The sequence below is a fragment of the Lysobacter sp. HDW10 genome (genome assembly GCF_011300685.1).
Lineage (GTDB): Bacteria > Pseudomonadota > Gammaproteobacteria > Xanthomonadales > Xanthomonadaceae > Solilutibacter.
Genome location: NZ_CP049864.1, coordinates 1,499,657 through 1,518,845, shown reverse-complemented (window position 1 = coordinate 1,518,845; position 19,189 = coordinate 1,499,657). Strand labels below are relative to the sequence as shown.

Sequence of the window (19,189 nt, the reverse complement as noted above, 5' to 3'; positions counted from 1 at the left end):
TTTTTATTGGAGCGAAGTGCCGAATTCGATGCCGCTGACAAATCGACGCCCTTGCGCAGATTTCACGTGGACCACAACATCAATCGTGGCTTTGAGCAGTCGTTTGATGTTCTCAAAATCCAAGCCGCGTCCTTCCGGCGAAGCTTTCACCATTAACGCCAATTGATCCCAAGTTTGCGCGGTACTTCCTGCGTGACAACTCGTTATTGAACCCGGATGCCCGGATGCGCAATTGCGGATGAAGTAGAAGGCTTCATCTCCGCGAAGCTCGGCGAGAATGATGCGATCAGGGCGCATGCGCAAGCACGCTTCCATACATGTTTTCGCTGTGACACGACTGTCCGGTGCCGCGCCCTTGGCATAGAGCAAGTTGACGTGATTCGGCTGTGGCAAATCGATCTCACGTGCGTCTTCAATCGTGATCAGCCGTTCGTTATCAGGGATGTGCGCCACCAGCGCCTTCATAAAGGTTGTTTTTCCGCTACCGGTGGCGCCCGCAATGACAATGTTCAGCTTTTCTTTCACGATGCAATCGAAGAACTGCGGGTACGCACCTTGCTTCAAGAGCGATTGAAGTGATTGCGCCAGATTTGAACCCGAACGCTGCGACGTGGACACCACATCGAAAAAGCCCTCTGCCGCATAGTCATCCATCCCTTTGCGGATTCGCGAGGGAATTCGCAAGGTAATGGACACTTTTCCAGCCTCGCACGCCGGCGGCATCACCAGTTGCGCACGCGCACCATTAGGCAAGGTGATGGATGCCATCGGCTCGTGATCCGTGATCCTTTGACCCGTGTTGCTTTCGTTGACGACAGAAATACAGAAATGCCGTGCACGCTCAAACGTGAGTGACGGCACATCAAAGGCTCGCCAGCCGTTGCGCGTTTCGGCAAATACGGTGCCCGGCGAATTAATGCAAATCTCTGTAACGCCTTCTGATTCGAGCAGCGTGAGAATGCCCAAGGTCTTGAACTGATGCGTCAAGAACTCGCTGCTCGCGTTCATCGATGTCATCGGGTCTTCTTGGAATCTCAGTTCACTTTCGATGCACCGAGGACGTCATTGAAGTCGATGTCCTCAGTCACATAGACATTCAACAAGGTGCCCTGCTTGATCACCAAGGTGCGCGGGCGACCGGCACCTTGCGCGAGCGCTTGCTCGGCCAATGCTTGTGCCGTCTGTGCGGTATTGCTGTTGAAGGGTTCGGTCACGACCGTTCCACCGGCGTAAATCGAAGTCTCGCGTGGGCCATGTTTCGCCGCTGCGTACTTAAACCCATCCGACAAAATACTGATCATCAGCGCGGATGCGATTCGCTGGCCCCAATGCGATGAACCGCGACCCGGATGCCCTGCACCACCCAAGGTATCTGTGCCTGCGCCGCCCAAGGCGATGTCCAACCCGTCAGGTGTTAACGCACGATCCCATTGCACTTCCAAGCGATCGCCGGCGCCTACACCTGATGCATATTGCCCTAGCAGTCGCGTGCCACTCATCAGCAAGATGCGCTTGCCGTCGACCGCATAAACCGGTTCGACCAAGACGCAACTGGCATAGCCGCTCAGGTCACTCACAATGCGCGAGGCCAATGCGCATCGAAGCGTTGTGCCGCGAACAATTAGAAACGAGCGATGTTGCAGGCGCGTGACTTTACCCTGTCGGCCAGTATCACGCGCACTCGCCACAGCCGGCGTTTCGGCGTTGAGCGGATCCGTGAATGATGACGTCTGAGTGTCCGATGATGCGCCATTCAAAATGCGCCTTTGCAACAGACTTGTCTCGGCGGTGTCACGCACCGGCGCATCATCCATTGACGCCGAAGTTGCATACGGACTTGGCGGCGCGTACGTATCTGATGGCTCAAATGTTGGGCGCATGGGTTCCGGTGGCATCGGCGGTAAAGCACGATCACTGGCGCCCATCCCACCGCCGCCACCTTCGCTGTGTCCTTCTGCGCTCGACGACGCAGACGCGAGGTCGGCACCGGGAAGTGCAGGTGATTCCACCGTTTCCGAAGTCCCTTCCGGCAATGCAGGCGCAGTGCGCGCAGAACCGAACGAACGTCCCACCCACAGCATCAGTGCCATCATCACCAGCACACTGCTACCGAGTATCCAGATCGCACGCATGTTGAGTCGTCGCGCGCCCGCGTCGTCCAAAACATCCACACTTTGATCCAGGTGCTCTTCTTCAGGCGGGTGCTGCGCAAGGATGGGCTGCGAATCCGCATAGAAACGCGTGGCTGACGCAGGCACGTTGGGTTCATTCATCGCGTTTGATTCCGTCGAATTAGCACAAGCTGTGCGCCGTTACGAAGTGCAAGGAAGGGATAGACGCCATGCACCACCACGACGTTGCCGTCGATGTGTGAGTTCACGGTCATGTCACCGCCATCTTGCGTCCGGCGCGCAAAGACTGCGGGCTGAGAGAGTCCGGTCGTACCTCGAGCGTTTCTCAAGCGCACATAGGTCAATGACCCATCGTCATAAACGTTCGTCGGCAACAAGGCGGTCGCGCCTCGCGATGCCGCAACGTCGTATGCGAAAACATACCGTTTGGAGGCATCCCATTCGGGTGCGCGCATCTCGGCAGAAGCCACGACGCCAGGCGATGATGACTGCGCAAGGGTGCCCGTGCTTGCAAGCCCCTGCGTGACGAACAACACCCGGTACTGAACACCTGCACGTTTGGCTTCATCCAAGCGCTTCCAATTCGACGCCACCACTTTCAAATCGATCACGTAAGTGCGCTCACGTGTGCGGACGATGAGGTTTGTGTCTACGTCGACATTCTTAGGCCGTACGTAAATGACATTGCCGCGGCGACTGACATCCCAGCCACCACTAAAACCAACGCTGTAATCCACGACTTCGTCATCACTGACCAATGTGATCTGTGTGGCAATCCCAAGCGCGGTTCGAACTACATAGATTTTTCCGGGTTCGTAGGCGTAGGTCTGCATAACGTCTGCATGTGCAGGTGAAGACAGCGACGCACACAAGGCAACGACCCAGCACAGCCATCGGAGTGAACTGAAGGCGCGCGTCATGAGGCTTGCACGCTAATGGGCAGAACCGGCTCAGCGCGCATTTGCTGGACTGGCACAGGTGTCGCCGCGTCCGTATCCACGCGATAGTGTGTGACCACGAAGCGCAAGGGATTCTCGACGCTGTCCTCGTCTTTCATTTTCAAGTTTGGATCGTACTTAAACTCCAGCGTGGCCAGTTTGTTATCAAGCACTTGAGTGCTGCCACTCGCCTTGTCAAACAAAAGCCGCTGAAATCGAACGGTTGCGCCCTTAGGGGGCTCGCCCGAACGTTGCCCGATCGGTGTGATGCTCAGGATCTTGACGCGAATGGCAGATTGGCTGCCGTATTTGCGCGCCGGGCTGTCGAGGTTGTCTTCATCGCGCTCTTGACGCATCTGGCGCACGACTTCCGGCGCAGACATCATGTGCACCGTTCGCCAATCGCGCTCTGAGGTCCATGTGGCATCCCAAGACTCTCGCGCCAAGATGTAGTGCCAGATGTTGCTTCTGTTGACCGCATCGCTGGCTTTCATTTCATCGAAATGCGTGCCCGTTGTAAGTCGCGTCATCGAGGCCGTACCGGTATAGGCATCTGCCATCACCAGATACGGCACTTCACGTTTCAGCGGCAACAACCACGCAAGAAGTGCGCACATGCACAGCGTGATAAACACTGAGAAGCCGGCGATACGCCACGCACGTTGCTCACTCTTGCGCGCCATGTCGGCCAGACTGACTTCAAAATCGATCGCCTTCTCGATCACATGCGTCGCGGTCGCATGACGCCCCATCACATTCATCGCTTACTTTTCCGTTTGCTGCTTCGAGTGGTTTTCTTTCGCGGATTTGATTCCATGGGCACGCGAGGCGTCACCTGCACAACAGCGCCTTCCAAACGAATATCGACGCCGCTCTGCATATAGATGCGATTGAGCGCCGCAATACCGCCCTCAAGCGATGTCGCCCGAATGTTGGCCGCATCAACCGACAAGCTAAAGTCAGAACTCGCGCGATAGTCCAAGGCCACCTCGCCCTGCTTAGACCAGCGTGAAAGCAAGCTGCGCAAGGACGGGTCTAAGGGTGTCGAGATGTACTGCACCGTAGGTGCGTCATGGATCGGCTGTGGCGTTGCGTCCAAGGCATTCGCCGGACGCCACTCGCCCGTCACTTTGACATCTCTGTGGGCGCAGCCAGCGTGGGTGATACACACAACCAGAAGCGATAGGTGCGCGACAAAGGCGATTGCTTTGGTGCGTTGATAACAGAGCCCCATGTCTCGCCTCCCAGCGACACATTCATTTCGAACGCACACCTTATTGGGTGCGCATCATGGGCGTCTGTAGGTTTAGTCCTAATCCAAAGTGAGACTTAAGGGCAGACTATTCAGACCAAAGGTCCACACCGCTCTTTGCTGCAATGCTTGCCGTGCGTGTGGCATGCGCGGCTTCGTCTGCAGCTGTCACCGTGAACAGCGGTCGAGACGCGGCGTCGGACGATTGTATTTTTCGGGTGACAGCACGCGTGGTATCGACGTTCACCGTAAAGCCGATCTCGTGTTGCCCCGAGGTCATCGCCAAGTACACTTCGGCCAAGATTTGCGCATCGAGCAATGCGCCGTGCAAGTCGCGACCCGAGTTGTCGACGCCCAATCGACGACAAAGCGCGTCGAGGCTCACGCGTTGACCCGGATACATGCTGCGCGCGAGTTTGACGGTATCCAACACAGAAACGCGCGGTGCCAATGCGCCACGACTCTCTTCAAGCAAGCTCAGCTCATTCTCCAAGAAACCCATGTCGAACTCGGCGTTATGAATGATGAGCTCAGCGCCCTCGACAAACGCCAAAAAGTCATCTGCGACGCTTACGAACAGCGGCTTGTCTTGCAAAAACGCATCAGACAAACCGGTAATTTCCACGGCCTCCTGACTCATCGAACGCTGCGGGTTCAAATACGCTTGAAAGGTGCGCCCCGTCGGACGGCGCATGACCAATTCGACACAACCGATTTCAACAACACGATCGCCGTTTTGCGGCGAGAGTCCAGTGGTTTCCGTGTCCAGTACAACTTGTCTCATTTGATCTCACTCATTTCTTGTAGCGGATTGCCGCATCACGCGCGAGCGCATCAACCCGCTCATTCTCTACATGGCCTGCGTGACCCTTGACCCACACCCATTTGATGGTGTGTCGCTCTGCCGCATGCGAAAGCCGTTCCCATAAGTCACGATTCTTCACCGCACCGCCGCCCGCAGTTTTCCATCCTTTCTTGACCCACCCGGGCAACCACTCGCTGAAGCCTTGCATCACGTATTTGGAATCGGTATGTAAGGTGATGTTGCATCCTTCGGTCAGTGATTCCAACGCCATGATGACTGCGGTCAGTTCCATTCGATTATTCGTGGTCTCTGGCTCACCGCCTGAGATTTCACGCTCGTGCTGACCGTAAACCAGCAGCGCACCCCAACCACCAGGCCCCGGATTGCCCGAGCACGCGCCATCCGTGTGAATTTCAACCTGCTTGCGCGTCATTTCGCTAGACCTGGCACGGTCTGATGTGTCACCGACTTGGCACGCACGGGTGTCAAGGGAATGACTCGCTTTTCGGCATGAAGTAAATAGGCCGCTCGCAAGCCTGCGCCACGTCCTGTGGTCGGATCGGGTGTATCCGACCAAACAGGGCCGAGGCCCATGGTGGAGGTGTCACAGTGAAAGCCTTTTCGACGTAGCGCGATTCGCAAGGATGAGGGTTCCGAAGAGACAATGCCATTGCGCCACCAAGTGCGGCGCATGGGCGAAAGGGGGTTCAGGGCCAACACGAACAATTGCCCGCCCGGCACCAGCACACGAAAACAATCTTCGAACAGTGCTTCGCGATCAACCAAGACGTCAGTGACGTGATGAAGCACTAAAGTGCCAATCGACTCTGAAGGCAATGGCCACGGGTGTGCGCAATTCGCGTCGCCGCTATAACCGTCGTTCCAAGCGTTCAGCCATACGCCGTGTTGGACGGGCATGGCTGCAAAGGCCTCCGGTTTGCCCATAACGGAGACACATAGCACCGGCATGTTCGGGCGCGTCTCGCACACGCGTGCCAAATGCGGCCAACCCGATACAAGGATGTTTCGCGCTTCAGGCGCTTGAAACCATGCTGCAGCACGGGATTGACGTTGGACATGGAAATTCGGCATCGTGGACTAGTTTACGGTTACCGGATGCACCTGCGCCGATGCTGATCCCCCTGCTTGCGTTTGAAGATAACTACATCTGGCTGTTTGGCCCGCCCGGACAGCGCGTCGTCGTCGATCCAGGCGATGCAAAGCCCGTGCTGTCAGCCCTGCAAGACGAAGCCCCTGCCGCAGTCCTCATTACCCATCACCACAACGACCATATCGGCGGCCTCGCGGCCTTGCGCGACAAGTGGCCAACTCTCCCCGTCTTTGCGCCCAACGACACACGTATTGCCCACGTGAGTACGCGGGTTCAAGACGGTGATGTGGTCGAAGTCGGCGCGTTTCGGTTTGAAGTGCTGGCGATCCCGGGGCATACGCTGAGACATGTTGCGTATTTCGGCGAAGGCCATGTGTTTTGCGGCGATACCTTATTCAGTCTTGGGTGCGGTCGATTGTTTGAAGGAACGCCTGCTCAGATGCTGCAGTCATTGCAGCGGCTCGCAGCTTTACCGGGTGAAACGAAGGTCTGTTGCGGACATGAATACACGGCAAGCAATGCAAAGTTTGCGCGCACTGTGGATGCTGAAAATTCAGCGCTGCGCGACTATGCGTTACACGTCGAACACCTGCGCGCCGCGGGCCACGCGAGTCTCCCCTCCACTTTGGACATCGAGCGTGCGTGCAATCCGTTTTTAAGGACAGATACGCCGAGCGTGGCCAACAGTATTGCCGCGCACGCCGGACACCCATTTCAAGATGCCGTTTCACGATTCGCTGCACTTCGTGCATGGAAGGATACCTATTGATGAGACATGCATTCGCGTTCGGCCTGATGTTGATGTGTGTCGCAGGACCCCTACTCGCAGAAACCTCGAAAAAGCCCAGCCCGAATGCGCTGATCGAATTCAAACGACATTTGGCAGACAAGGCGCCGTGTACGTCGGCGCGTAAGAAATGGATGCGTCACTATGCGCCGTACACGCGACAACTTCGGACAACAAACGGACGTGGCCGGCTGCTCTTCAATAGCGTGTTGACGAAGATGCACGCGGCAGGTTTACCCAGCGAATACGCACTGATCCCATTCGTGGAAAGTCACTACGTCCCGTCTGCACGCAGCGCACTTGGGCCCGCGGGTCTATGGCAGTTCACCGCACGTACGGCGCGCCATCATGGTTTGAAAGTGGGCGGCAAGCAGGACGAACGGATGAACCCTAACCGATCCACCGATGCGGCGATTAAGTACCTGCGCTATCTCCACCGCAAATTCAAAGGCCATACGGAGTCTGTCTTGATGGCCTTTAACGCCGGCGAAGGCCGTCTGATCGCCTCTAGACGCAAACACGGCCGCAAACTATCGGGAATCACCCACGTTTATCCTGACAAGGTGACCGCCATCAGCTGCAACGTCCTGCAGCAGACGCGCTGAGCTTCAGTCACTACGCCTGCGAAGGGTGAAAATAGACGCTGTACAGGGCACACTATCGACTTCCAGAAAAGAAGGTGAATCATGGGATTCCTGCAAGGTAAACGCGCACTTATCACGGGCATCGCGAGCCAACGCTCGATCGCCAACGGCATCGCCGAAGCTATGCGGCGGGAAGGCGCAGAACTGGCTTTCACCTATCAGAACGAAAAACTGAAATCCCGGGTCGAAGATGCGGCGGCCGAATACGGCTCAAACATCGTGATTCCGCTTGACGTCGCCGACGACGCGCAGATCGACGCTTGCTTCGCTGAACTCAAAACCCATTGGGACAGCTTGGATGTGCTAGTGCACTCGATCGGCTTTGCGCCACGCGAAGCATTGGATGGCGGCTATCTGGACAATCTGACACGCGATGCGTTCCGTATCGCCCACGACATTTCTGCCTACTCGCTGTCGGCCATGGCCAAAGCCGCGCGTCCGATGATGGTCAATCACGACGCATCGATCCTCACGCTCACCTATTTGGGTGCTGAGCGTGCATTGGCAAACTACAACGTGATGGGTGTAGCGAAGGCCGCGCTGGAAGCGAGCGTGCGCTATCTCGCGATGAACTTGGGTCCGGAAGGCATTCGCGTGAATGCAATTTCTGCAGGCCCGATCAAGACACTGGCGGCCTCTGGCGTCGGCAACTTGCGCAAGATGCTTCAACACGTTGAAGAGCAAGCCCCCCTGCGCCGTAACGTGACGATTGAAGATGTCGGCAACGTGGCTGCGTTCTTGTGTTCCGACCTCGCCAAAGGCGTCACCGGTGAAGTGACCTACGTGGATTGCGGTTACAACATCATGGGCATGACGGGATTGGACGGCTAAGCGCCAAAACCTGCAATAAAAGAGGCGACCTAAGGGTCGCCTTTTTCGTGTCTGCTAATGCAGTTGCATTACATCCGGTCTTCCGAAATCTTGATCTTGAATTGCTTCTTCAAGGCTTTGACGTAGTTCATCGCAGAAGAGACGCCATAGGCATCACCCAGTTGCTTCATGATCTGCTCACGCACGTCAGCCGGGACGCGTTCTGCATCACCTGGCTTCGCTTCCGACACGGCAAACACCAAGACTGATCCGTCGGGCAAGTTCGCCTTGCCACCGCTTTGCTTACCGGCCACCGGGCGCGGCACTGCGAAAATTGCGCGATTGGCAAGCGGCGTAGGAATCTCACCGCGAACGATTTCACCCTTGTTCTGCAGCAAGGCGCCATTCGCGGCCGCAATCGCCTCCAAGGTCTGCCCTGCATTGATCTCGGCAACCATCTTGTCGGCCTTGGCCGTCGTTGCTTTGCTTGCGCGGTCCTGATGAATGTCCGCAAGGATGCGTTCACGCACGGCTGCGATCGGCAATTGACGCTCCGGCGTTCGCGAAGTGACTCGGAACAGTACGTTGTGGTTTTCGCCTACCTTGATCGGATCGCTCACTGCGCCCGTCGATTCAGCGGCATTCTTGGAGAACAACACCCGTTGCACGGCAGGATTCGTCAGCACGGCATCGCCTTGCCCAATGGCCAACGGACCCGCGGTTTGAACGATGAAGCCCAAGCGTTTGGCCGCCGTCGCGAAGTTCGCAGGATTCTTATACGCCTCGTCGGTCAGTTCACCCAATGCGGTGCTGAGTGCGCGTTCACCGGATTGTTTAATCAACTCGGCTTCCAACTCTGGCTTGACGTCTTCGTAGGTCTTGGCAATGCCCGCCTTGACGTCACGTACTTGGATGACGTGCCAGCCAAACTGTGTGCGAACCGGCGCACTGATCTGACCTGCTTGCATGGCAAATGCAGCCGCTTCGAACGCGGCGTCATTGCTGCCGTCACGCGCGATCCAACCCAGATCGCCACCCGCTGCCTTTGAGCCGACGTCATCGGAATTGGCTTTGGCCAATGCCGCGAAGTCAGCGTTCGGCAGACGTGCTTGTTCAGCGATTTGTGCAGCCTTGGCTTCAGCGGCAGAAATCGCAGAGGCCTTCGCGTCGGCGGGCAACTGAATCAGGATGTGGGACACCAATCGTTGGTCATTGCCGACGTATTTGGACTTGCGCGATTCGTACAGCGCGCGAACGTCGTCTTCTTTGATCGCAGGCGCTGCGAACGAGGACAGATCTGCGTCCACATATTCGAGGCTCACTGTCGGCGGCGATGAATATTGTTTGACGTGGGTTTTGTACCAAGCGGAGATCTCAGCTTCGGTGACCGCCGACGTGTCGGCGACCGTCGGCAGGATCGCTGCAATAACGGTGCGTTGCTCGGTCATGATATTGGCCAAGCGCGTTTTTTCAGAAGGCGTGACGAAGTCCGAGCTAGCGATACGGCCAGCCAAGGCGTTGCGGCGCAAGTCTTGTCGAATGGATTCTTCGAACTGCGCAGGCGTCATGGGTGTTTGCAATTTCGACAACACGGTTTGATAGCGCGTCATGTTGAACTTGCCATCGACTTGAAAGTCAGGGAACGACTGCACAACGTCGCGCACGGCGACGTCGGAAACCTGCACACCGTTGCGCGTGCTGGCCATTTGCATGATGCGATCGTCGATGACTTGATCAAGCACCTTGCGTTTGTTGTCAGCGCTTTCAAATTGTTCGCTGTCGAAGGCATCGCCCAGACGCTGACGTTCTGATTGGCGCAGGTCGTCAAAGGCTTTGCGGAATTGATCCGTGGTGATGTCTTCCACTGTCCACAGGCGCGTCAGCGGCCAAACGTGCGGCGCACTTGCCCACCAGGTCGGCGGCGCTTCCACGCGCGCAACGAACGACTCTGAGCTTGTGCCCATGTATTGGTCGATGCCGAAGAACGCAAACGGGATGACAAGCAATCCCATGATGACGGAGGCAATCCAGCCGCTGGTTTTATCGCGCAAGCTCTGAAGCATATTTCGGTTTCCGGACGTGACTGTGCAGTTTAACGCGAATGCGGCTATGAGCGCTTCGTGCAAAAACAAAAAACCCCGCATCTCTGCAGGGTTTTTTGCTTCAAATGGCGGAGCGGACGGGACTCGAACCCGCGACCTCCGGCGTGACAGGCCAGCATTCTAACCAACTGAACTACCGCTCCATGAAGCGCGAAAGTTTAATACAACACTTCATCGCTTTGCAACACTAATTTTCAACAACTTTAAAACTGGTGGGCGCTGAGGGGATCGAACCCCCGACCCTCTCCGTGTAAAGGAGACGCTCTACCGCTGAGCTAAGCGCCCGAACTCGAAGTCGCTATCAGCTGTTGACGGCGTCTTTAAGAGCCTTGCCCGGCTTGAATGCAGCTGCTTTCGATGCCGGAATGGTGATCGGCTCTTTGGTCTTCGGGTTGCGACCGGTGCGTTCTGCACGGTTACGCACTTCGAAGGTACCGAAGCCGACCAACGCAATCGAATCGCCGCTCTTCAACGTTTTGGTCACAGTGGCCACAACGGCGTCGACCGCACGACCTGCATCAACTTTGGACATGCCGGCCGCTTCTGCGACTGCGTCGATGAATTCACCCTTGTTCATTTGGTTCTCCAGAATGGATGGTCATCTCGACCATCGTGAAATAAATGTTTCGATCTACCGCGGGGGACAGGTGGCTAAAACTTCGCCGGATCGAGCGAATCGTTATACCAGCGTTTCCCGTGCCACCGCAAGCGCGTGTAACGCTTGCAATGACTGGGTTTTAGTGCTTGACACCGCGAACCCGGGTGGATTCTCGGCGTCGTGAAGCTTGCTTTGTGGGTGCATTCGAAGCGGCCTTCTTGCCGCCCGTTGCCGGCTTCTTACCGACAGTAATCGGGCTTTCCAAGGCAAGATCCAGCACCTCGTCGATCCATTTCACCGGAACGATGCGCAGGTTTTCGGTGACGGCTTTCGGCAAATCAGCGAGATCTTTGGCGTTTTCATCCGGAATGATCACCGTTCGGATGCCACCGCGTAGCGCCGCCAAAAGCTTCTCTTTGAGGCCCCCGATGGCGGTAACGCGACCGCGCAGGGTGATTTCCCCGGTCATCGCGACATCCGCGCGCACCGGAATCTTGGTCAGCGTTGAGACGAGCGAGGTGGTCATCGCGATACCTGCGCTCGGGCCGTCCTTGGGCGTCGCGCCGTCCGGCACGTGCACGTGCAGGTCGAACTTGCCAAGGAAGTCCGGGTCGATGCCCAGGCGCTCAGCGCGCGCGCGTACGACGGAGAGCGCAGCAGACGCCGATTCCTTCATGACGTTGCCCAGTTGCCCCGTCAGCGTGACGCCGCCCTTGCCTGGCACCAAGGTGGATTCGATTTGAAGGAGGTCGCCGCCGACTTCGGTCCATGCCAAGCCGGTGACCAAGCCGATTTCGTTGTCTTCTTCAGCGCGACCGAAATCAAACCGGCGCACGTCCAAATACTTATCGAGGTTGCCTTCGTCAACTCGCACGGTGTTGGGCTTCGCCTTTCGTGGCGCTTTGCTCGCCTTCTTGGCGGCAGCCTTCTTGGTCTTCGAAGGCGAAGGCATTTGCGGGCCGGCCAGTGCAATTTGCTTCACCACGCGGCGGCAGATTCGGGCGATCTCGCGCTCGAGATTACGCACACCGCTTTCGCGTGTGTAGTAACGCACGATGTCACGCACCGCGCTTTCATCGATCTCAAGCTCACCTTCACGCAAGCCATTGGCTTTCATCTGCTTGGGAATCAAGTAGCGAATCGCGATGTTGAGCTTTTCTTCTTCCGTGTAACCCGGAATGCGGATGACTTCCATGCGGTCCAGCAAAGGACCCGGGATATTCATCGAATTGGAGGTTGCGATGAACATCACTTCAGAAAGGTCCAGATCGACCTCCAAATAGTGGTCGTTGAACGAATGGTTTTGCTCCGGATCCAGCACTTCCAACAATGCCGACGACGGATCGCCGCGAAAATCCATTGCCATCTTGTCGATTTCATCGAGTACGAAGAGCGGATTGCGGGTGCCCGACTTGTTGAGGTTCTGCACGATGCGGCCTGGCATCGAACCCACGTAGGTTCGGCGGTGTCCGCGGATTTCAGCTTCATCGCGCACACCGCCCAAGGCCATGCGCACGAATTGGCGGTTCGTCGCCTTGGCAATGGATTGGCCGAGCGAAGTCTTACCGACGCCAGGTGGGCCGACCAGGCACAAGATCGGGGCTTTCATCTTCGAAACGCGTGATTGGACTGCAAGGTATTCGAGAATGCGTTCTTTGACGCGTTCCAACCCAAAGTGATCTTCGTCCAAGGTTTCTTGCGCCAACTTGAGGTCGCGACGCACTTTGCTGCGCTTCTTCCAAGGGACACCGAGCAACCAATCCAGATAGTTACGGATGACGCCCGCCTCTGCCGACATTGTTGACATTTGTTTGAGCTTCGACAGCTCTGCCTTGGCTTTCGTTTCAACCGGCTTCGGCATGCCGGCATCGGCAATCTTGATCGTCAGCGCATCCATTTCATTGGGCGCTTCGTCCAAGTCACCCAGCTCTTTTTGGATGGCCTTCATTTGCTCGTTGAGGTAGTACTCGCGCTGGCTCTTCTCCATTTGAGATTTCACACGGCCGCGAATACGCTTTTCAAGTTGCTGCACATCAAGCTCGCCATCGACGAGCGCAATCAGTTGTTCAAGGCGCGCGCCAGGATCAACCGTTTCTAAGAGTTTTTGCTTATCCGGCAAGCGCACGGACAGGTGCGCAGACACTGTGTCAGAGACGCGCGCGGGGTCTTCGATACCGCTCAAGGATTGCAGCAGCTCTGGCGGCAATTTGCGATTGGTTTTGACATATTGCTCGAACAACCCGATGAGCGAACGACTTAAGGCTTCAATCTCGGACGCTTCGCCCTCTGCATTTTCATGCAAGGTTTCGGTGTGTGCGAACAACGCACTTTCGTGTTGCATCATATCGATGACGCGCGCACGCGAGATGCCTTCGACTAACACCTTGATGGTGCCGTCGGGCAGCTTCAGCATTTGCAACACTTGCGACATCGCACCGACGGTGTACAAATCGTTGCGTTCCGGATCATCGATATCGGGTGAGACTTGCGCGAGCAATAAAATGCGCTTGTCGCCGGCCATGGCGGCTTCAAGTGCACGAATCGACTTTTCTCGGCCGACGAATAACGGGATCACCATGCTCGGAAACACGACCACATCGCGCAGCGGCAACACCGGCACCATGCCCTCCGGCGTGGTGATGCTCGGGGTGTCTTGTTCGGTGATCTCTTTCGCTTCTTCCACTTTCGGATTCCTGATTGTTCACGACTGCGTTCAAAGCAGCCTTCATTTCAAATGACATGGGGGCTTGGGGCCCCAATGCAAGCCTAACGTGCGTGAAGTGAATCAAACCTCCCCACAATGTAAATGGGCGCCTAAAGGCGCCCATTGCTTCACTCGCCGCTTGCGAGCTTCTGTTGCGGCGCAGCTGCCGCCGCCGCGGCCGGGTCATAGATCAAGTACGGCGGGGTGCGATTCTCAATTACCGATTCGTCCACCACCACTTTGCTGACGCCTTCTAACGACGGCAGGTCATACATCGTATCGAGCAAAACCGATTCGACAATGGTGCGCAGACCGCGTGCACCCGTCTTCCGCTTCAACGCTTTACGTGCAATGGCGTTCAAGGCTTCGGGACGGAACTCGAGTTCAACGCCTTCCATTTCGAACAATCGACGGAATTGTTTGGTGATGGCGTTTTTCGGCTCTGACAGGATCATGACCAGCGCGGCTTCATCCAATTCCTCAAGCGTTGCTACCACCGGCAAGCGGCCCACGAATTCTGGAATCAAACCGAACTTGATCAAATCTTCGGGTTCGACTTCAGCGAGCACCTTGCCCGTTTCGAGTTTGCGTTCGCTGCTCTTCACCTTCGCCGAGAAGCCGATGCCGCCGGAGTCTGTGGTGCGTTGCGAAATGACTTTGTCCAAGCCTGCAAATGCACCGCCGACGATGAACAAAATGTTGCGTGTATCGACTTGCAGGAACTCTTGCTGCGGGTGTTTACGGCCACCTTGCGGCGGAATCGACGCAACGGTGCCTTCGATCAATTTGAGCAGCGCTTGTTGAACGCCTTCGCCCGACACGTCGCGCGTGATCGACGGGTTTTCGCTCTTGCGAGAGATCTTGTCGATTTCATCGATGTAGACAATGCCTTGTTGGGCTTTGTCGACGTCGTAATCGCATTTCTGCAAAAGCTTTTGAATGATGTTTTCGACATCTTCACCAACGTAACCGGCTTCGGTCAGCGTGGTGGCATCCGCCATGGTGAACGGCACATTGAGCGTGCGTGCCAAGGTCTCGGCCAACAACGTTTTACCCGAGCCCGTGGGACCGACCAACAGAATGTTCGACTTCGACAGCTCGATGTCGTCAGACTTTTGACGGCTTTCAATCCGCTTGTAGTGGTTGTAGACAGCAACGGCCAAGGTCTTTTTGGCGCGTGCTTGCCCGATGACGTACTGATTCAGTACTTCAAGAATTTCGTGTGGCTTAGGCAGCGAGCTCCGTGTGGCATCCGATTTCGGATCCAACTCTTCACGGATGATGTCATTGCACAATTCGACGCATTCGTCGCAAATGTGGACGGCAGGACCCGCGATCAGACGTCGCACTTCATGCTGACTCTTTCCACAGAAGGAGCAGAACAGGACTTTTGATGTGTCGGATGTTCGGCCCGAACGGTCTTCGCTCATTATTTTCCCAGTAAATCCAGTTGCATTTGGAGAATAGCACAGCATTCCAGGATGCCAAGCACCCCGGAAAACCCTGTCAGATCAGTGCCCTGTGAGGGCTTCGGCCAAGAAATCAGCTAGCCTGAATGGTGTCGTCAAGGCGTCGTTCGATGACCTGGTCGACCAAGCCGTAATCACGCGCGGCTTCGGCGCTCTTGAAATTGTCTCGCTCGGTATCGCGCGCGATGGTTTCAAGGGATTGACCCGTGTGCTTGGCCAACACTTCATTCAAGCGCTGACGCAGGGTCAGAATTTCACGTGCATGAATGTCGATATCGGTGGCCTGGCCTTGGAAGCCACCCAGCGGCTGGTGAATCATGACGCGCGCGTTCGGCAAGGCATAGCGCTTTCCGGCTGCGCCCGAAGCCAGCAACAGCGCACCCATCGAAGCGGCCTGCCCCACACAAATCGTGGAGACGTCCGGCTTGATGAATTGCATCGTGTCGTAGATCGCCATACCCGCGGTTACGACGCCGCCCGGCGAATTGATATACAGACTGATGTCTTTCTCGGGGTTTTCGGCTTCGAGGAACAACAGCTGGGCGACGATGACATTGGCCATGTAATCGTCAATCGGACCAACCAAGAAAATGACACGTTCTTTCAACAGGCGCGAATAGATGTCATACGCGCGTTCGCCTCGGCTGGATTGCTCCACCACCATCGGCACGAGATTCAAATTCTTGGTTTCAATGCTCATCCGGTTTCCCTGTTATGGCTTTCGGCCGGATTATTCCGGACGAATCGCTTCTTGGAAGCTTAGCTGCGCATCGTTGTGTTTGGCTTGATCCGCGATCCAATCGATCACTTGCTCTTCCATCACACGATTTTGCAGTCCTTGCATAAGTTGGGGGTCATTGCGGTACAAATCAATGACCTCTTGCGGCTGCTCGTAGGTCGAAGCGATCAGACGCATCGTTTCCATCAAGCGGTTGGTGTCCAAACGCAAATTGTTTTGACGTGCCACTTCGCCCACCAAGAGGCCGACGAGGACGCGCTTGCGTGCAGCGTCAGCGTAAGGACCCGGCAATGCTTCCATCTTCTGACCCATTTGCGCAGCTTGCGCCGCGTCATTGTTGGCCATGGCTTGCGCTTCTTCTTGAATCATTTGCGGCGGCAGCTCGGTTTCGGCGTAGGCCTTGATCAAGGCCTCACCCACTTCGCTACGCAAACGGTGCATCAATGCGCCTTTCAATTCGCGTTCAAGGTTTGCGCGAATATCACCGCGGAATTGATCCGCGTCACCGCTCTTCACACCAAAGCTGCGAATGAAAGCTTGATCGACTTCCGGCAAAGTGGCTTCAGCCACTTGCGTCACTTTAATGTTGGTCTTGGCCGTTTTGCCGGCAATTTCTTGGTTGCCCCAATCTGCCGGAAAGGTCACGTCGAGGGTTTTTTCATCGCCCGTCTTCATGCCGGTCAATGCGTTTTCAATATCTGCCAACATCGCCTTCGAACCGATCACGGTCGCAGACACATCCGCGCCCTGCGGCGGCATGCGCTTACCGTCGAGCTCGCCCCACATTTCGACGTCAGTCAAATCACCGTCTTTCGCGGCGCGATCCACCGGCGACCAGCTGCGGCGTTGCGCACGCAAGTTCTCGATCATGTTGTCGACGTCGGCGTCTGTCACTTCTGCCGTGTAGCGCGTCACTTCCAGTGCTGAAACGTCGACCTTGCCGAAATCCGGCACCAATTCGAAGTCAGCGACATAAGCGAGCTCACCTTCAGTTGCAGCGCCTTGGTCCGGACTGATACGCGGATTGCCGGCGATACGCAGTTCTTGACCTTCTACGGCCTTGCCAAAACCTTCGCGCAACATTTCGTCAAGCAGTTCACCGCGGACCTGCGCGCCAAAACGCTTGTCGATCACGCTGGTCGGGACCTTGCCCGGGCGGAAGCCATTGATGCGTGCGTCGCGCGCAATTTCGCGCAGGCGCGAACCCACTTTGTTATTGAAATCGCTGGACGGCACGCGGAACGTAACGCGGCGGCCCAAATTGCCTGTGGATTCGATTGAAACTTGCATGAAAACTCCTGCCGCCACGACCGAGCCGCGGACTTGATGAACGAATTAGGGGCACGCGGCAACCTGTGCACACGGCTAGCCGACTATTTTGGCCGATTTTGGGGGAAGGTGCTAGGGGCTTGGGCGGCGGGGCCTTCTGGGGCTGCTTTGCTTGCCACTTGGCACTTGCCGCTCACCGCGTGCGCTTTTAAAGCTCGTCGCTTGGCTTTTGAGGCTCGCGACGGCGCGTTGACACAGTCTGGGTGGGGGATTTTTTTATCCGGCGTGGTGCGAAAGGGGGGACTCGAACCCCCACGCCTTGCGGCACTGGTACCTAAAACCAGGGCGTCTACCAATTCCGCCACTTTCGCAATTTCAAAATTGTAAGCCAATCAAAGAAAAACCCCGCCTTCTGGCAGGGTTTTCAAGATGGTGGGCTGTGAAGGATTCGAACCTTCGACCTATTGATTAAGAGTCAACTGCTCTACCAACTGAGCTAACAGCCCGAACTGCAAATTGTATCGTGCGCCTGTTTCATTGTGAATAGGCACTTGAATCAATGGGGTGGCTGAGGGGACTCGAACCCCCGACCACTGGAATCACAATCCAGAACTCTAACCAACTGAGCTACAGCCACCATTGAAACGACCTCAAAACACAACTGGCGCGCCCGGCAGGAATCGAACCTGCAACCACCGGCTTAGAAGGCCGGTGCTCTATCCGGTTGAGCTACGGGCGCAATCGGATCAAACCAGAGTTGGTCGGGGTAGAGGGATTCGAACCCCCGACATCCTGCTCCCAAAGCAGGCGCGCTACCAGACTGCGCTATACCCCGACGAGAGCTTTCCGTCGCACCCGCCCGCCAAGGCATGCCTATGGCTCGTTGTGTTTTGCGAAGACGGGCATTTTGGCTGTCGGCCCGCCTGATGTCAATGCGAACCCTTAAACAAACTTGCGTTATGCTCCGCTTGACGCCATATATGTGGTCGTATTCATACGGAGTAGAAAACATGATTCGCAGCGGAAACCCCGCCCTCAAGGAGTCAACCTTCCTCGATTTGGGCACCGGCAGCGTCGTTAGAGGCGCAGCAGATGCAATGACCTTGAACGGTACGGTCAACAAGACCGCAATTCTCCTGATCCTTTCGTGTCTGTCGGCGGCCTACGCCTGGTCGCAAATGATTGACGCGTCAGGCAACCTCAGCGCTGGCGGTTCGATCTACATGCTGGGTGGTGCGATCGGCGGCTTCATCCTCGCGATGGTCACCGTGTTCAAGAAAGAATGGTCGCCGATCACCGCGCCGCTGTATGCGTTGGTTGAAGGCCTCTTCCTCGGTGCCGTATCGGCCGTATTCGAAGCCAAGTACCAAGGCATCGTTTTGCAGGCTGTGATGGCAACCATGGGCACCATGGGCGGCTTGCTCTTGGCTTACCGTTCAGGCCTGATCAAAGCCACCGAAAACTTCAAGCTTGGCGTGTTTGCGGCCACGGCCGGTATCGCTCTGCTCTACCTCGTTTCGATCGTCATGGGCTTTTTCGGCAAATCAATCCCGATGATTCATGACAGCGGCATGTTGGGTATCGGCTTCAGCGTTTTCGTGGTCATCATCGCTGCACTGAACTTGGTGCTGGATTTTGACTTCATTGAAAACGGCGTTGAACGCGGTGCGCCGAAGTACATGGAATGGTACGGTGCGTTCGGCTTGATGGTCACCCTCGTGTGGCTGTACATCGAGTTCCTGCGCTTGCTCGGCAAACTGCGCAACTAATCAAACGCAGTTTCTTCGAACACAAAAAAGGGCACCGCACGGTGCCCTTTTTCTTAGCTG

General features: G+C 56.3%; 18 protein-coding genes and 7 tRNA genes. 4 read left to right on the top strand and 21 right to left on the bottom strand.

Going from position 1 to position 19,189, the window contains the following annotated elements; genetic code table 11:
- Positions 1-3: 3 nt before the first annotated feature.
- The 8 genes from virB11 to G7069_RS07280 form a co-directional block, all read right to left on the bottom strand.
- Entirely contained in the window at positions 4-1,017 is a 1,014-nt protein-coding gene (virB11, locus tag G7069_RS07315) for a P-type DNA transfer ATPase VirB11 (RefSeq protein WP_166295816.1), read from the bottom strand.
- A 17-nt stretch (positions 1,018-1,034) separates the two neighbouring features.
- Positions 1,035-2,273 (bottom strand): TrbI/VirB10 family protein, encoded by a 1,239-nt coding sequence (locus G7069_RS07310; protein ID WP_166295813.1) that lies wholly within the window; start codon positions 2,271-2,273, stop codon positions 1,035-1,037.
- Positions 2,270-3,052 (bottom strand): TrbG/VirB9 family P-type conjugative transfer protein, encoded by a 783-nt coding sequence (locus G7069_RS07305; protein ID WP_166295810.1) that lies wholly within the window; start codon positions 3,050-3,052, stop codon positions 2,270-2,272. Before G7069_RS07305 ends, G7069_RS07310 begins: the two co-directional genes overlap by 4 nt.
- On the bottom strand, positions 3,049-3,831 hold the full coding sequence (locus G7069_RS07300; protein ID WP_166295807.1) for a type IV secretion system protein: 783 nt from the start codon (positions 3,829-3,831) through the stop codon (positions 3,049-3,051). Before G7069_RS07300 ends, G7069_RS07305 begins: the two co-directional genes overlap by 4 nt.
- On the bottom strand, positions 3,828-4,304 hold the full coding sequence (locus G7069_RS07295; RefSeq protein ID WP_166295804.1) for a hypothetical protein: 477 nt from the start codon (positions 4,302-4,304) through the stop codon (positions 3,828-3,830). Before G7069_RS07295 ends, G7069_RS07300 begins: the two co-directional genes overlap by 4 nt.
- 106 nt (positions 4,305-4,410) lie before the next feature.
- Positions 4,411-5,106 carry a DNA polymerase III subunit epsilon gene (gene dnaQ / locus G7069_RS07290; RefSeq protein WP_166295801.1) on the bottom strand — a complete coding sequence of 232 codons (696 nt, stop codon included), beginning with the start codon at positions 5,104-5,106 and terminating at the stop codon, positions 4,411-4,413.
- A 10-nt stretch (positions 5,107-5,116) separates the two neighbouring features.
- Positions 5,117-5,560: a ribonuclease HI gene (rnhA, locus tag G7069_RS07285; RefSeq protein WP_166295799.1), complete on the bottom strand. Its 444-nt coding sequence runs from the start codon at positions 5,558-5,560 to the stop codon at positions 5,117-5,119.
- A complete protein-coding gene (locus G7069_RS07280) occupies positions 5,557-6,219 on the bottom strand; it encodes a class I SAM-dependent methyltransferase (RefSeq protein WP_166295796.1) in 663 nt (220 codons plus the stop codon). The genes rnhA and G7069_RS07280 overlap by 4 nt, the downstream gene beginning before the upstream one ends.
- A gap of 38 nt (positions 6,220-6,257) precedes the next feature.
- On the opposite strand from G7069_RS07280, the gene gloB reads away from it, so the two are divergent.
- The 3 genes from gloB to G7069_RS07265 all read left to right on the top strand — a co-directional run bounded on the left by gloB (position 6,258) and on the right by G7069_RS07265 (position 8,500).
- On the top strand, positions 6,258-7,007 hold the full coding sequence (gene gloB / locus G7069_RS07275) for a hydroxyacylglutathione hydrolase (protein ID WP_166295793.1): 750 nt from the start codon (positions 6,258-6,260) through the stop codon (positions 7,005-7,007).
- Positions 7,007-7,630, top strand: a complete 624-nt coding sequence (locus tag G7069_RS07270) for a lytic transglycosylase domain-containing protein (protein ID WP_166295790.1) — start codon at positions 7,007-7,009, stop codon at positions 7,628-7,630. The genes gloB and G7069_RS07270 overlap by 1 nt, the downstream gene beginning before the upstream one ends.
- Positions 7,631-7,711: 81 nt before the next feature.
- On the top strand, positions 7,712-8,500 hold the full coding sequence (locus G7069_RS07265) for an enoyl-ACP reductase (protein WP_166295787.1): 789 nt from the start codon (positions 7,712-7,714) through the stop codon (positions 8,498-8,500).
- Positions 8,501-8,568: 68 nt separating this feature from the next.
- On the opposite strand, the gene G7069_RS10750 is transcribed toward G7069_RS07265, so the two are convergent.
- The 13 genes from G7069_RS10750 to G7069_RS07200 form a co-directional block, all read right to left on the bottom strand.
- Positions 8,569-10,542, bottom strand: coding sequence for a SurA N-terminal domain-containing protein (locus tag G7069_RS10750; protein WP_166295784.1), 1,974 nt, complete (start codon positions 10,540-10,542; stop codon positions 8,569-8,571).
- Between the two features lie 105 nt (positions 10,543-10,647).
- A tRNA-Asp gene (locus G7069_RS07255) sits at positions 10,648-10,724 on the bottom strand.
- Between the two features lie 67 nt (positions 10,725-10,791).
- Positions 10,792-10,866 (bottom strand) — tRNA-Val (locus G7069_RS07250).
- Positions 10,867-10,882: 16 nt separating this feature from the next.
- Complete coding sequence (locus G7069_RS07245; protein WP_166295781.1) at positions 10,883-11,158, bottom strand: HU family DNA-binding protein; 276 nt, start codon at positions 11,156-11,158, stop codon at positions 10,883-10,885.
- Positions 11,159-11,318: 160 nt separating this feature from the next.
- Positions 11,319-13,802 (bottom strand): endopeptidase La, encoded by a 2,484-nt coding sequence (lon, locus tag G7069_RS07240; protein WP_166297630.1) that lies wholly within the window; start codon positions 13,800-13,802, stop codon positions 11,319-11,321.
- Positions 13,803-14,011: 209 nt separating this feature from the next.
- Positions 14,012-15,313: an ATP-dependent Clp protease ATP-binding subunit ClpX gene (gene clpX / locus G7069_RS07235; protein ID WP_166295778.1), complete on the bottom strand. Its 1,302-nt coding sequence runs from the start codon at positions 15,311-15,313 to the stop codon at positions 14,012-14,014.
- Positions 15,314-15,425: 112 nt separating this feature from the next.
- The gene (clpP, locus tag G7069_RS07230) at positions 15,426-16,052 is read right to left on the bottom strand and encodes an ATP-dependent Clp endopeptidase proteolytic subunit ClpP (protein WP_166295775.1); all 627 of its coding nucleotides are present in this window, start codon (positions 16,050-16,052) and stop codon (positions 15,426-15,428) included.
- A 30-nt stretch (positions 16,053-16,082) separates the two neighbouring features.
- On the bottom strand, positions 16,083-17,381 hold the full coding sequence (gene tig / locus G7069_RS07225; RefSeq protein WP_166295772.1) for a trigger factor: 1,299 nt from the start codon (positions 17,379-17,381) through the stop codon (positions 16,083-16,085).
- A 265-nt stretch (positions 17,382-17,646) separates the two neighbouring features.
- A tRNA-Leu gene (locus G7069_RS07220) sits at positions 17,647-17,731 on the bottom strand.
- A gap of 59 nt (positions 17,732-17,790) precedes the next feature.
- Positions 17,791-17,866 (bottom strand) — tRNA-Lys (locus G7069_RS07215).
- 54 nt (positions 17,867-17,920) lie between these two features.
- A tRNA-His gene (locus G7069_RS07210) sits at positions 17,921-17,997 on the bottom strand.
- Between the two features lie 25 nt (positions 17,998-18,022).
- Positions 18,023-18,099 (bottom strand) — tRNA-Arg (locus tag G7069_RS07205).
- Positions 18,100-18,118: 19 nt separating this feature from the next.
- A tRNA-Pro gene (locus tag G7069_RS07200) sits at positions 18,119-18,195 on the bottom strand.
- Positions 18,196-18,370: 175 nt separating this feature from the next.
- Here G7069_RS07200 and G7069_RS07195 point away from each other — a divergent pair.
- Positions 18,371-19,129 carry a Bax inhibitor-1/YccA family protein gene (locus tag G7069_RS07195; protein ID WP_305055007.1) on the top strand — a complete coding sequence of 253 codons (759 nt, stop codon included), beginning with the start codon at positions 18,371-18,373 and terminating at the stop codon, positions 19,127-19,129.
- Positions 19,130-19,189: the final 60 nt, after the last annotated feature.